13 protein-coding genes are annotated in these 13,120 nt (G+C 52.6%); all 13 read right to left on the bottom strand.

Features of this window, described 5'->3' with window-relative positions:
• Positions 1–8: 8 nt before the first annotated feature.
• Positions 9–1,004, bottom strand: a complete 996-nt coding sequence (locus EDM58_RS01165) for a protein kinase family protein (RefSeq protein ID WP_122911694.1) — start codon at positions 1,002–1,004, stop codon at positions 9–11.
• Positions 991–1,989, bottom strand: a complete 999-nt coding sequence (locus EDM58_RS01160; protein WP_122911693.1) for a protein kinase family protein — start codon at positions 1,987–1,989, stop codon at positions 991–993. Before EDM58_RS01160 ends, EDM58_RS01165 begins: the two co-directional genes overlap by 14 nt.
• A 13-nt stretch (positions 1,990–2,002) precedes the next feature.
• Entirely contained in the window at positions 2,003–3,598 is a 1,596-nt protein-coding gene (locus tag EDM58_RS01155) for a LysM peptidoglycan-binding domain-containing protein (protein ID WP_122911692.1), read from the bottom strand.
• An 88-nt stretch (positions 3,599–3,686) separates the two neighbouring features.
• Positions 3,687–5,096, bottom strand: a complete 1,410-nt coding sequence (gene hemY / locus EDM58_RS01150) for a protoporphyrinogen oxidase (RefSeq protein ID WP_122911691.1) — start codon at positions 5,094–5,096, stop codon at positions 3,687–3,689.
• A 13-nt stretch (positions 5,097–5,109) separates the two neighbouring features.
• On the bottom strand, positions 5,110–6,042 hold the full coding sequence (gene hemH, locus EDM58_RS01145) for a ferrochelatase (protein WP_122911690.1): 933 nt from the start codon (positions 6,040–6,042) through the stop codon (positions 5,110–5,112).
• An 18-nt stretch (positions 6,043–6,060) separates the two neighbouring features.
• Positions 6,061–7,098 carry a uroporphyrinogen decarboxylase gene (hemE, locus tag EDM58_RS01140; protein ID WP_122911689.1) on the bottom strand — a complete coding sequence of 346 codons (1,038 nt, stop codon included), beginning with the start codon at positions 7,096–7,098 and terminating at the stop codon, positions 6,061–6,063.
• Positions 7,099–7,238: 140 nt separating this feature from the next.
• Positions 7,239–8,057: a DUF4097 family beta strand repeat-containing protein gene (locus tag EDM58_RS01135; RefSeq protein ID WP_122911688.1), complete on the bottom strand. Its 819-nt coding sequence runs from the start codon at positions 8,055–8,057 to the stop codon at positions 7,239–7,241.
• A 1-nt stretch (position 8,058) separates the two neighbouring features.
• Positions 8,059–8,613: an HAAS signaling domain-containing protein gene (locus tag EDM58_RS01130; protein ID WP_122911687.1), complete on the bottom strand. Its 555-nt coding sequence runs from the start codon at positions 8,611–8,613 to the stop codon at positions 8,059–8,061.
• A complete protein-coding gene (locus tag EDM58_RS01125; protein ID WP_122911686.1) occupies positions 8,600–8,929 on the bottom strand; it encodes a PadR family transcriptional regulator in 330 nt (109 codons plus the stop codon). Before EDM58_RS01125 ends, EDM58_RS01130 begins: the two co-directional genes overlap by 14 nt.
• A gap of 202 nt (positions 8,930–9,131) precedes the next feature.
• The gene (locus EDM58_RS01120; protein WP_122911685.1) at positions 9,132–11,006 is read right to left on the bottom strand and encodes a bifunctional metallophosphatase/5'-nucleotidase; all 1,875 of its coding nucleotides are present in this window, start codon (positions 11,004–11,006) and stop codon (positions 9,132–9,134) included.
• A 126-nt stretch (positions 11,007–11,132) separates the two neighbouring features.
• The gene (locus EDM58_RS01115) at positions 11,133–11,933 is read right to left on the bottom strand and encodes an alpha/beta fold hydrolase (RefSeq protein WP_122911684.1); all 801 of its coding nucleotides are present in this window, start codon (positions 11,931–11,933) and stop codon (positions 11,133–11,135) included.
• 45 nt (positions 11,934–11,978) lie between these two features.
• Positions 11,979–12,566 (bottom strand): histidine phosphatase family protein, encoded by a 588-nt coding sequence (locus EDM58_RS01110; RefSeq protein ID WP_122911683.1) that lies wholly within the window; start codon positions 12,564–12,566, stop codon positions 11,979–11,981.
• Positions 12,535–12,747, bottom strand: coding sequence for a hypothetical protein (locus tag EDM58_RS01105; protein WP_122911682.1), 213 nt, complete (start codon positions 12,745–12,747; stop codon positions 12,535–12,537). Before EDM58_RS01105 ends, EDM58_RS01110 begins: the two co-directional genes overlap by 32 nt.
• Positions 12,748–13,120 lie beyond the last annotated feature (373 nt).

Raw genomic sequence — 13,120 nt, 5'->3', positions numbered from 1 at the left:
GTTGTCTGTCAGAATGCTTGCTGGACCCAGCGATGTAGGCGCATCAAACGGTCCATATCTTTTTCCAGCCGCTTGACGGCGTAAAGCTCACTCCAGTCTCTCCGTTTGTTGTAATAGACATCGATGTCCCGCATCACGCGTTCAGGATAGCTTAAAAATGCTGCCAAAAGCTCGATCTCGTCCGGTCGAAGGGGAAAGATGGAGGCATAATGGTGAAACAGTTGGGAAGCGCCTGCCTGATCACCCGCCATCTGAAAATACGTGCGATAAAACAGCGTCAAATCACGGATCGGCGTATCAAAAACAGCCCGGTCAAAATTGATCAGCCTTCCTCTGCCAGTCCGGTCCGCAACGGTATGAGCCGGATGGGGATAGCCGTGTATCAATGAAAGGCGAAAATGAGCATGTGTCTCGTGCCGCTCCCGCCAATCCACCAGAAGGTCAATCGCTTGTTTGCCCAGCTCTGCGACAAACCCCTGGTTGGCCAAGAATACGACATCAAACGGGGATTGATAGACGCGTCCTTGGGCCGTCTCAGCTGCAGCGTCCATTTGCTTGAGCCAGAAGCGCCATCTCGCCAGCAAGGAATCAATCAGCGGCTCTACTTGTCTAGGATCGTCAAAGTGAACATTTTGGGTCAAATGATGCATCTCCGCCAGTCTTTCGAGAGTCGGCGTCGCCCAGGCAAGCGGTTGAGCAGCCCATTGTTCATTGCCGGGTTGCCATCTCGTCAGGTAATAGACCCTGTCTTCTACCTGCACGAAGGGATCGTCATACTTCGTATACACGAAAGGCACTGCCCCTTCCCAGCCGCGTTTTTGCAATTGCCGCAAGACATCGCTGACTTGGGAAAAACGCTTGCCCGGGATGGACGATCTTTTGCAGATAAAGGTGCCGTACGGTGTCTCTGCCTTGAACACATTCGGCTCCTTGAGCACATCGATGGACTGGGCAAACATGTCGTATTCCTGAAACAGGGGGAATATTTCCTCAAAGCGACTCATGGCTGCCTTCACTCCTTGCCCGCTCGGCCCGATTGGCGATGTGCCGCAGCAGCACATCTACTGTCTGCTGGCATTCCATAGCCTGTTCAATCGCAGTCGTCGGCACCTGCGGCTCGTGCACAAGCTGTTTTACATACGACTCCACACTTTTCCACACTTCCCGGGGACGAGCCATGAAAGCCAGCATCAACGTATAATCCCCGTAGGAGAGCTCCTTTTTTTCTTCGTAACCATCCAGAAACGAATCGATCTGCTCCAGGTCCGCATGGGTCAGGTATAGCTCCCGCAAGTAACCTGCAACATCCCGATGCTGCACCGACAAAGCCGGCCGAAAAAAGCCCCGGATAAACAGCCGCTCATTCACGATCCCCCAATTGTCACGAGTCAAATCTCTGTGAGAAACACCGATGCTGTCCTGCGGGATCTCCGGGTGGCTGAGCATTGTATACGAGCGTTCCATTCGCTGCAAGAGCGGATACATCAGCTCCGCCACCCACCGTTCTCCCCGCAGCCTTTTTTTGTCCCCCCTGTGAAAGGAGGCGAAGAGCGCCTTCGCCCGGTTCCATTCCGCCTCGGCTTTCAACTGCTCTTGCTTCAGATACTCCGCACCGTTCAGCAGCGGACTTTCTTGCTGGGCTGCATGCATCATCCCGATCACCTCTCCGCATTGGCGAGCCATCTCGACCCCCGGCTTGCAAGGCTCGATGCGGCGTTGGTGATCTGTCATGGTGACGCCGCGCTTTCCCACGATGACGTATGGTTTGGCGTCACGTGTCCGGATAAACCGCTCCAGCCCGCGAAAACCCTGACGCGCCAGTCGTTCGCGCCAAGCAAACGACCAGCGCATCACATCTACGCGCGGCCATACCCGCAATTCTTTGGGACCGCGATTGGTCTCCAGCAAATAACAGTCGTCCAGAGGCGTCACGCGAATCACACGCGCCCGGTACTGCTGGCAAATTTCGGTTAGATCTATCTTGTCCACAGCCCTCCACTCCTCACTGTGGAATGTACAGGATTTGTCCGGCTACCAACTGATGAGAGGTCAGTCGGTTTACCTCCACCAGCCTCGATACCGGCAAGGAATAGCGCTGCGAGATGGCTTCCAGCGTTTCTTCTTTTTGAATGATGCACAGCTTCATTTGGCTGGTTCGTTCTTCCCGGCTGCGAGCGAAGGAGGAAAGGTTTTGCATCGCTTGCAGGGTAGACGCGTTGGCTGTTGGCAGCGCCGCTTTTTTGGACGAACTGGAGGAAGACTCGGCTTCCTGTGCTTCCGCCTCCTGTCTCACCTTCGATGCATTCGAAAAGATCGAGGTGATATTGAGATTCCCTTCTTTTTCACGCGAAGGTTTCCCGGAAATCGCGACCCGTACCTCCGCCTCCTCCTGCGCCTCCGGTTCAGCGCTTGCCTCTAGCTCTGCAACGTCGACGTCGGACGAAACCGCTTCATCTTCAACCTGTTCCGTACTGCCGGCCACTGCCTGTGAATCAGCTGCTTCCTGTTCTGCCTGTTCCTGTGCAGGGGCAATTACCTCCTGGCTCTCCGGCTCTTCTTCTGCTGCAAGAGTCTCTACTGCCTCTACCTCTTCAGCTCTATCCTCCTGCATGGCGGCAGGCTGCTGGTCGGCGACCGATGTAAAATCCACCTCCTGCTGATCATGAATCGCCAAGACGGGGGCATCCAATTCTTCTTCCTGCTGCTCAAGCTCGTAACGATCATTGTATCCGTTCTGTGCTGCGACTTGCTCAAATGCCGACGAATCCTCTGCCTGTACTTGAGCTGGGAAATCCCAAGTATCGTACTGGCTGGACACATGATGACCCGCCTCATCCTCCGTCACTTCGCCAAAGCTCTCGTTCGTGTATATCTGTTGCGAACCCACTTCTACGGCAGGGATGTCGTAGAGCGAAGGGGAATCCTGAGATTCGTACGCAATCGACTCAGTTTGCCTTTCCATTTCCTGCTCCAGCGCATTCAGTTTCTCCTCGATCTCTTCCAGCGTCGCAGGCTCAGTCGATTCTTCCATCTGCTCTACAGCTGCATGTGAATAATCCCAAACGTCCTCCTGGCTGGCTGGCACCGCCTCGTAACTGTAATCATAGGAATTCGTCTCTTGCTGCCTCTCCTCCGCCGGATCGGCAAAATGTATCCCTGCGATTTTCAGTTCAGCCTCTACCAGCATCTGATGCGGAGATTCAAGCTTGTAGTCAAAGCTGTCTACGATCGCGTATATATCCCCCATCTCGGCGATCCGTTCTACGGGAATCGTAATATTGAGCGGAATGCGGTGTCCGATCTGCTCTTCCAATCCGTAAGCGGCTCTCTCGGATGCCTCCTGGCGTAATGGGGAGAACGACATCGCCTCTACCAGGGTTTCCGTTCCACCACTGGCTGGCTCAGCAGTATCCCTGATCGGCTCGTACTTCCCATAGAGCTGCAAGCAGCCTGTGATGGAAACATAGGACTGATTTTCAAGCACCTCCACATCCGGAACCAATTCCAGCTCTTGCAAATCACCGATACCGGCTCTATCAGATGAGAGGAAAATGGTCTCCTTGATGGTGAACGAAAGCAGTCCATCCTGTAATGCCATTCGTGCTCCTCCTTTCAAGTGCAGGACATTTCCCTATACTATATGGAACGGACGGGTCCTTTAGCACCGGAAAAAAGAAAAACCGGGGTTATCTCCCCGGTTGGATGGTTGCCAGCAAATCAGATACTGCTTTTTTTCCTTGATCGATGCAATCCGGCACCCCGACGCCATCGTACGAAGCACCTGCCAGAAAAACACCAGGAAGCTCTTCGCGCACACGCCTTTTCACTTCCTGTACCCACGCCTGATGCCCCACGACGTACGGGATCGCATTCTGCAAACGTGTAACACGATAAAAATCAGGCTCCCGACGAATCGTCATGATCTTCCGCAATTCCCGCAGGACCATGTCGACGATCTCTTCATCTGTTAGCTGCAGGAAGGACTGCTCGCCTGCCCTGCCTACGAAGCAGCGCAGCAATGCTTTTCCCTCGGGTGTGGAATGCGGCCATTTGCGATGCGCCCAGGTGCAAGCCGTAATCTTGATCCCCGAGTTGCGCGGCACGATAAAGCCCGTCCCGTCCAGCGATTGATCCAGCGCATCCTCCGGGAACGCCATGGCTATGGTCGCTACCATATGCGGCTTGGCTGTTGGCAGTGTCGGCACTGACGCGTAGGGGGAGAGGAGCGGCTCTGTCACCGCATGCGGCAAGGTGATCAATACGGCGTCTGTTTCCAGTGTCCGCCCATCCTTCATCGTCAGAATATATCGGCCGTTTGCAGATTTTTTAAGTTCCGCTACGCCAGTCCCCTTCCAGACGCTCTCCACGGGCAGGCTTTTTTCCATGCCCTCGATCAGCGTTTCCAGGCCATTTTTCAGCGTCAGAAAAATTCCTTTGGGAGTTCCCGGCACCTTGGGCTGCGGTCGGGATTGCTTCATCGCCAAGATCAGACTGCGGTGCTGCTGCTCCATTTTGGCGAATTGCGGAAAGCTTGCCAACAGGCTGAGATTGTCGATATCGCCTGAATAGACGCCGGATAGAAGCGGCTGTATCAGGTTCTCGATGACCTCATTTCCCAATCTTCGCCGAAAAAACTCACCGACTGATCGGTCTTCATTCCCACGGGAAGCAGGCAGGAACAAATCAGCCGCTGCACGCAGCTTGCCCGGCCAGGAGACAAGCTCGGTTTTGACGAAGGGCATGATTTTGGTCGGCACACCCATGACGGCACCTTCTGGAATCGGGACAAGGTGGTCCCGGTGATAGATGTAGGACTGCCCTGTACGATTGCGTACCAGCTCGCCCTCCAGGCCCAAATCCTTGGCCAATTGAGCGGCACTTGCTTTGCGCTCCAGAAATGAGTCCGGGCCAAGCTCGATGACGAATCCCTCGTGCCGCCAGGTTTTGATCTTGCCTCCAAGTCGATCTGTCTCTTCGATCAGGTGAAAACGGATCGGCAAGCCCTGGTCCCGGATCTGCCGATGCAAATAAAAGGCGGCGCTCAGTCCCGTGATGCCGCCGCCAATAATCGTCATGTGATAGCTGTTGTCACTCATTTTGATCGAACCCCTACTCTACCAGCTTTTTCTCGACCGCATCTGCCAAACTCGAGATAAAGGCTGGTCTGGCATTGGGCATCGGAGGGCGGTAGTAGTGTACACCCAGTTCGTCTGTCACCGCTTTGCACTCCACATCATTGTCGTACAAAACTTCGAGATGCTCGGCGATAAAGCCGACAGGGCAATAGACGTATGCCTGATATCCGTGCTTCTCATGCAGCTCGCGGGTCAAATCCTGCACATCCGGTCCCAGCCAAGGCTCTGGCGTGTTTCCTGCACTTTGCCAGCCAATGGCGTAATCGGGGATGCCTGCCTGTTCGGCAATCCGTTTGGCCGTCTCTTCCAATTGCTGCGGATACGGGTCCCCGGATTGCAGGATTTTTTCCGGAAGGCTGTGGGCGGAAAAGATCACCACTGCCTTCTCCCGTTGTTCCGTTGGCATTGCAGCCAGAGTGTCGCGAATGGCGTCTGCCCAATACGCGATAAATCCCGGCTCCAGATACCAGCTTTCAATGGTGCGGATGTTCGGTCCCCCGATGGCTTCCGCATGGGCTTTTGCCCGGCCGTTGTACTCTTTTACGCTGTAGGTGGAATAATGCGGAGCGAGTACGAGACTGATCGCTTCCGTGATGCCGTCCTGCTTCATCTTCTCTACCGCATCCTCCACGAATGGCGCGATGTGTTTGAGACCCAGATAGCCGACGAATTCCCGTTCCGGATAGCGGCGGTTCATTTCTTTTTCCAATTCGATGACCTGTTCATCCGTTATTTCAGCAAATCGGTTGAGGCCGCCGACCGCCTCGTAGCGGGCGACCAGATCGTCCAAATGCTCCTGCGACGGTCTTCTGCCCCGGCGAATATGGGTATAGTAAGGCTCTATTTCCTCAGGAGAGCGGGGTGTCCCGTACGCCATCAGCAATAGGCCCATTTTTTGTTTGGACATTGTGTGCACACCTCCTGATTACTGCTCCCGTTTGTAGCTATGAATCAAGTGGGTCAATTTTTGCAAGGTCTCTACCTTTGCATCCGGGAACACGCCATGGCCCAGGTTGAAAATAAAGCCAGGCTGTCTGGTTCCTTCCTCCAAAATCTCATGCGCTTTGGATTCGAGCTTTTCCCATGGAGCCAACAAGAGCGTCGGGTCCAGATTTCCTTGCAGAGCCTTGGTCACGCCCAGCTCTCTCGCTTCGGTAATCGTAGTACGCCAATCCAGGCCGAGCACGTCGACAGGCAGACGATTCCATTCCTTGAGCAAATGACCGGCCCCTACGCCAAAATAGATCAACGGCACATCTGTTTCACGAAGCGCCGAAAAGATCCGTTGCATAACAGGAGTAATATAAATGCGATAATCCTCGGCATTCAGGGCTCCGACCCAGGAATCGAACACCTGTACAGCTTGTGCGCCCGCTCTGATCTGCGCCTTCAAGTAGGTGATGGTCATGTCAGCCAGCTTGTCCATCAACGCCTGCCACGTTTGCGGCTCTGTGTACATGAAGGCTTTGGTTTTGTGGTAGTGCTTGGACGGTCCGCCCTCGATCATGTAGCTTGCCAGGGTAAAAGGCGCTCCGGCAAAGCCAATCAGCGGAACCGAAAGCTGCTGACGCAGGATTTTCACCGATTCCAGGATGTAAGGAACATGTGTCTCGGGGTCGAGATCGTGAAGACGCTGTACATCTGCCAGAGTCTGGATCGGGTTGGCGATCACCGGTCCGATCCCCGATTCGATGTTTACATCCACCCCCATCGGTTTCAGGGGGGTCATGATGTCAGCAAACAAAATAGCAGCATCCACCCCGAGCTGCTCGACAGGCAATCGCGTAACTTCTGCGCATACTTCCGGTATGTAATTCATCTCAAAAAAGCTATGTTTTGCGCGGATCGCCCGATACTCAGGCTGATAGCGTCCTGCCTGGCGCATATACCAAACAGGCACGCGATCCGTCGCTTCCTTGCGACAAGCTTTTAAAAAGGTATCGTTAAATGGTTTGGCGGTCATGAATAAACCTCGCTTTGCACAATAATCTTACCCAATTCTAATGATACCATTGAGTTTCGACAAAAACCCTTTCTTTTGTGTCAAAATCTTATCGTTTCTTCATTTTGGGAACCTATTCCATTATTCTTTCCAAATCCTGCTTATTGAATCCGAATATCTCCAAGCGAGGTTTTCGCCGAAATCGTCGGGCCGCCTGTTTTGATTGCAGTCCGGTCCCAATCCACCTGAACGTCGCCTAACGACGTACCCAAATCAAGAATGGCTTCGCTCGGCGTCTTCGTAATGCTGATTGTCACATCACCCGTCTCCGTCTTTGCCCGTATGTCATGCAACAGCTCGGGCATCGCCACTTCTACATCCCCGAGGGAGTTATCCACCTCTATCGCGGCCAGCACCCTATTCAATTGGATGTCTCCTGTATCTGTCTTGACCTGGATTTCATCCCCGCTGACCTCAGACAGTGAAATGTCTCCAAGATGGGTAGCAAACCTCCCCTTTTCCGTCTGTACGGAGTTTGCACTTACATCGCCAAACGAGGTTTGTACGCGAATGACTTTATACGGTTCTTCTTTTTCCGGGAGCGTAATTTCCAGGTGCAGCTTATGGAAGCCCGGTTTGAGCAAGGTATGCTCTTCGGTCTCCACGATCTTCACGTAAAGCGTGCCGTTTGGCTGAACCTCACTGACCAGCTTGAGACTCTCTTTCCTCTCCTCGGGCACGCTGCCAGTGAAACGGAGCCGCGCAGATGGAATGCTGTCTGTTTTGATACTGATATCTGACGTCTGCGCCGTCACTTCCACCGAGGTGAACGCCTGGTCCACCACTCGCTGCTCATCGAGATTGTTCATCGTAAAAAAGAAGGCGGCATCACGCTGCGAAAACAGCCATATCAGACCGCAGACTCCGACGAGAAACAGCAATAGAAAGAAGCGGAACAATCTTTTTAACCAGCGAATCATCTTATTTCCCCCTGATCAACTGCACGTTAAATTGGAGATAGCGCAAGAACTGGCGGTACAGCCAGACAGTCAATCGCAGCAGACCGATCGACATCATGCCTCCCAGTCCAATCGAAGCCATCCCGCCAAATAATAGAAGGAGGCGATTTTCCGACGTCTCCATCATATTCGGGGGGAAGAAGACAAAACCTACCGGCACCACCAGCAACGTGGCTGCCACGCTGTAAAAGGCGATCAATACGCCGACCAACCCCATAAATGGTCCCAAGACGAACAGCAGATTAAAAAAACCGAGGCTGAGCGTCGCGAGGATGGCTCTGCCGATATTGGTAGCGGAAGCATGCGTTTGTGCCTGATGGATGCGGTATCCAGCCAACAGCTCACGCGCCACGGCCTTGGGACTTCCCAACTGTTCGGCAATTTCCTGTTCGGTCTTTCCATCCTCGATTCCGTTCAAAAAATGCTCGGTGTAATCCGCGATAATGTCCAAACGCTCCTTGTCAGGCAAATCCGCAAGAAGCGAGCTTAATTCGTCCATAAACTCACGCCTCGTCATATCCGAGTCCCTCCTCGATGATCCGATTCACGCCGCGGCTGAAGACATGCCACTCCAAAATCAGATCGTTCATATACATGCGGCCCCGTTCCGTCAGCTGATAATACTTGCGCGGCGGGCCTTCCTGCGATTCTGCCAAGTATGTCGTAAACATCCCCTCCTGGGTCAGGCGACGCAGCAAGGGATAGACACTCCCTTCGGAAATATGGAACTTTTCAGAAATGCTGGCCACCAGCTCATACCCGTATCTGTCCCGATTGGCAGTCAGGACAAGCACGCATAACTCCAGCACCCCTTTTTTAAATTGAGCGTTCATATTCATCACCAAGTCAGATTCTACCAGATAACTACTATACAATACAAGGTAGTAATTTGGCGGTCGCCACGGCCGCTTCCACTCCAAAGTCGGAACCGCGGCAAAAGCAGCTATTTCTAAGAAGTGGCTATTTTTTGTGGGATTTTCTCGGGAGTACAAAAAACAGGGAATGTGCAATCACATTCCCCGTCATTTGGCTTGACTATTCAACTTCTACGATGCGGCCTTCTACTTTTGGATTTACCACTTTACGTTCGATCAGTGCGGCTTCTACTACGCTGTACATGGACAATCCGCTGTTGAAGAACGGTTTGTTAAACATTTCGTAGCCATCACCGCCGGCAGCCAGGAAATCGATGGTTGCCAGCTTGTAGGTTTTCTTCAGATCAAGCGGTTCACCTTTCACTTTCACTTCAATGACGCGCTCCCCAGCCGGCTTGCTCTTGCTGTACGTAAAGCTCATGCCGCTGATTTGCGGGAAACGGCCTGCTCCGTTTTCTACATCGCTTACACCGTTTTCCAGGGCCGCTTTCAGTTCTTCACCTGTCACCTCAACCACTGCCAGCGTGTTATTCTCGAACGGCAGCAGCGAGTAGAGGTCTTTCTTGGTGATGTCGCCAGCTTCCAGCTGGGTGCGGATTCCGCCTCCGTTCGCCAGAGCGATATCCGCCTCGTATCCCGGGATTGATTGGGTACGCTCAACCATGATGTCTGCGATCAAGTTCCCTACGTTCGTCTCTTTCTTGCGGACCAGGTTGCGGTCGCCATCAAGAGGCACTTCGGATTTGGCGATGACCACATTCATCACGGAGTCGATTTTGTTGACGATCTCCTTGACCATTTTGTCGATCTCCGGATCTGCCGTTACTGCCTCGTCATACTCTTTCAGTCCACCGCTGAAAGCGACGAGTTCTTCACCCAGGTAGTAGAGATCGGCACGGCCCAGGGACTTGCCATACTCCCAGTCTTGAACGATGTAAGTTCCGTTTACCACTTCAGGTGTCTTCAGAGGCGTATGGGAGTGACCGCCGACGATCAGGTCGATGCCTGGCACGTTTTCGGCAATCTCACGGTCTACATTGATCCCGATATGAGAAACAACAATCACGTGATCCACTTCTTTTTTCAGTTCAGGAACGACTGTCTTCGCTACTTCTACAGGGCTCTTGAAAGTAAGTCCCTTCACGTTGTCAGGGTGAGTCAGAATCGGAGTATCTTCCGCCACGAAACCGACAAAGGCAAATTTTTTGCCGCCGATTTCTGCTTTGAAGGTAGGAACAAGAAGTTCCTTGCCATCTGCCTTGAACACGTTCGCGGAGATGACAGGATGATCCAGGGAATCGCGCAGCTTCAGCAATTGCTCATAGCCGAAGTCGAACTCATGGTTCCCGGCTGCCATCACATTGTAGTCCAGGCTGTTGAGAATCGGTACGATAGACTCCCCTTTGAATTGATTGACGAAGATCGTTCCCTGGAAGGTATCGCCCGCGTCAAGCAACAGGAAGTTTTCGTTTTCTGAACGCCATTCCTTCAGCAGGGTAGCGATTTTTGCATAGCCAAACTCTTTTTGTCCCTTGTCTTCCTGGATGTGTCCATGTACGTCGTTGGTATGCGCGATTGTGATATGTGTAGTGGCTGCATCTCCCAGCGCCTGGAAGAATTCCCCACGGGTTACTTGCGCTTTTTGCTCCAGCTTCATGTCATATCCGAATTTTTTGGCCATTTCCACCAGTTTGGCAGAAGAAACGGGTTTTCCTGGATGGGCAAAATCAGCATCTGTAACGGCCCCATTCGCTTTTCCCCAGTTCAGGAAAGGTGTCGACCAGTGAGCACCTGCGCCCGCATTCTCTACTTTTTCCTGCTTCAGCTTGGCAAATACAACAACCGCTTCAGCCAAGGTGATATTGCGGTCCAGGGCCAAGTCCCCGTTTTGTCCCGCGGAAAGGATCGATTTTTTAACCATCCAATCTGTGTGTTGCACTGGATGAAGCGGTGCTGCAAAGGCCGATGTCGCCATCAGAGAAGCAAAGACAACCGATGCGAATGCTGTCATCGTGATCCGACGTGCTTTTTTCATCGCAAATTTCCCCTCTCTTCTATGTATCTAGTAAGTCCAAACTCGTGACCATTATATCAAAATATGAAGAAATTGGGTTGATAGATCGGAACATTTTACCTAAAAAATATAATGCTAGAAAGGATTCTAAAGCTGATCGAGGAATGTTTTGATCGCTCCTGCCAGCTCTTCCGGAACCTCCAGCATCCCCATATGGCCCGCACTCGGCAACAGCACCTGTTGAACCTGAGCCTTTTGGACGACAAAGGTTTTCTCAGGCGGGATGACTTGATCCTCTTTGCCTGCCACCAGCAAGACGGGCAAAGCTGTCTCTTGCAAGACATGAAGCCGATCCTTGCGATCCCGCATCGCCCTCAGGGTCAGAATCGCGCCATTCGGATCTGTCGCAAGTCCGATATCTTTGGCAAAGGACAGTTGCTCCGGCATGGTCTGCGCATGGGCCGGCGCAAAAAGCTTGGGGACCAATGCCTTGATAAAGGGCTCGATGCCATTGCTTTTGATGCTTTCCGCTCCTTTGTCCCGATTCTGGCGAGCAGCCTCGTCATCTGGAAAAGGCGTGGAATGGATCAACCCGAAGCTTTTCAACATATCCGCATATCGCTCGGCAAAGGCCAGCGTGATATAGCCGCCGAGTGAATGCCCGAACAGGTGAAAGCGATCCAATCCCATCTCTTGTGCCCAAGCGTGCAGAGTTTCAGCAAAATGCTCTATGGAGTATGTCTCATCGGGATCTGGTGCCGAGCTTTCGCCGTGTCCAGGAAGATCTAGGGCGATCACGCGATGCGTGGCCGACAGCAGCGGCAGGACCAGATGCCAGTAATCACTGCTTCCGCAAAAGCCGTGCAGCAAAACGATGGTGGTGTCTCCAGAGCCCGCTTCCTGGTAAGAAATGCGTGTACCGTTCTTGAGTTGTACCTGCTTTTTCATGCTGTTCTCCTGCCTTTTTCACGTGTTGGTTGTTCAGACTGCTCCCTATTGGGGTAGCCATAGTCTTCGAGCCTCTCGCCATTGCATCCCTTCAAAAGTGAGCTTGTACACATCCGGCATCGCAAGCTCTTTCCAAAAGGAAAAGTCATACCTGCTGTCAAAATGGTTCATCATGAGGACCATGAGATTTCCATGTGTTGCGATGACGATTTTTTCGCCCGGATGGGATTCCAGTACCCTTTTGACTGCACGCACGCCTCTTTCACGTGCCGTTTGGTTCGACTCTCCTCCCGGCCAAGCAAAATGCTCATCTGCCCACAGCTTCGCCATCGCCAAAGTGAAGTCTTCGACGGGATGACTGGCTACCACTCTCTCTTTAAAATCCTCTTTCCGTTCGATTTCGATACCCAAGAATCTGCTTATCCCCTCCACGGTTTCAATGGCGCGTCTGTAGGGACTGGAGAGGATTCGATTGATGTTTTCTGTCTTCAGGATTTCTGTTACTCGCTGGGCATCTTGATAGCCACGCTCGCTCAGCGGCCTGCCGTATTCATCCGCAGAATAGACTGAATGGGCATGGCGGACGAAATAGAGGCAAGTCTCATTCGGGCTTGCTTTTTCGGTAAATGACAATCTTTCCACCCCCTGAAATCACCTCGCCATAATCCAGGATTTCTTTGATGTCGATTACGGACCAGGGCTGTTCCCAGGACTGCCCCATTTTATTGAATACGAAGCTTGATGCGATACAAAAAGCTGCATGGATGCCTTCCCCTGCTTGATTCTTCCAGACCAGCACATCTGATGCTTGCATGTTGTCTAGCCCCTCTTCATCCCGCACCTGCATACAGGGTAAGTACCCGATCGAATCCAGCATCCGAAAAAAGGGGGCTTGATGTAGCCAAAGGCGGATGATTTCCTCTGCTTGCACGTGATTCTCCATGCAAAGCGCCAAGGAAGCAGCAAAACAATTCGCACCGCTCGAATCGGAAAAGTGGCCTGCATGAGAACGAAGAAGCGGAAGGGAAGCTTGATGACTATCAGGAATCTCATCCAAATTCCATGACCGCGGTTCTTGTTCCAACTGGACGCAAGCCATCTAAGCAATGTTTGTTCACGGACATCAATGGGCAGCGTCTGCCAAATCTCGTATGTCAAAATCAGGTAACGCATTCCCGCGGTCTGAA

It is taken from the genome of Brevibacillus panacihumi (assembly GCF_003710985.1).
Classification (GTDB): Bacteria; Bacillota; Bacilli; order Brevibacillales; family Brevibacillaceae; genus Brevibacillus; species Brevibacillus panacihumi.
This window is presented reverse-complemented; position numbering and strand designations above follow the sequence as displayed.

Bases quoted from the DNA above. Each gene is read 5' to 3' on its own strand.
- EDM58_RS01165 (WP_122911694.1), bottom strand. From the start codon at position 1,004: ATGAGTCGCTTTGAGGAAATATTCCCCCTGTTTCAGGAATACGACATG.
- EDM58_RS01155 (WP_122911692.1), bottom strand. From the start codon at position 3,598: ATGGCATTACAGGATGGACTGCTTTCGTTCACCATCAAGGAGACCATT.
- hemY (WP_122911691.1), bottom strand. From the start codon at position 5,096: ATGAGTGACAACAGCTATCACATGACGATTATTGGCGGCGGCATCACG.
- hemH (WP_122911690.1), bottom strand. From the start codon at position 6,042: ATGTCCAAACAAAAAATGGGCCTATTGCTGATGGCGTACGGGACACCC.
- hemE (WP_122911689.1), bottom strand. From the start codon at position 7,098: ATGACCGCCAAACCATTTAACGATACCTTTTTAAAAGCTTGTCGCAAG.
- EDM58_RS01135 (WP_122911688.1), bottom strand. From the start codon at position 8,057: ATGATTCGCTGGTTAAAAAGATTGTTCCGCTTCTTTCTATTGCTGTTT.
- EDM58_RS01130 (WP_122911687.1), bottom strand. From the start codon at position 8,613: ATGACGAGGCGTGAGTTTATGGACGAATTAAGCTCGCTTCTTGCGGAT.
- EDM58_RS01125 (WP_122911686.1), bottom strand. From the start codon at position 8,929: ATGAACGCTCAATTTAAAAAAGGGGTGCTGGAGTTATGCGTGCTTGTC.
- EDM58_RS01120 (WP_122911685.1), bottom strand. From the start codon at position 11,006: ATGAAAAAAGCACGTCGGATCACGATGACAGCATTCGCATCGGTTGTC.
- EDM58_RS01115 (WP_122911684.1), bottom strand. From the start codon at position 11,933: ATGAAAAAGCAGGTACAACTCAAGAACGGTACACGCATTTCTTACCAG.
- EDM58_RS01105 (WP_122911682.1), bottom strand. From the start codon at position 12,747: ATGCAAGCATCAGATGTGCTGGTCTGGAAGAATCAAGCAGGGGAAGGC.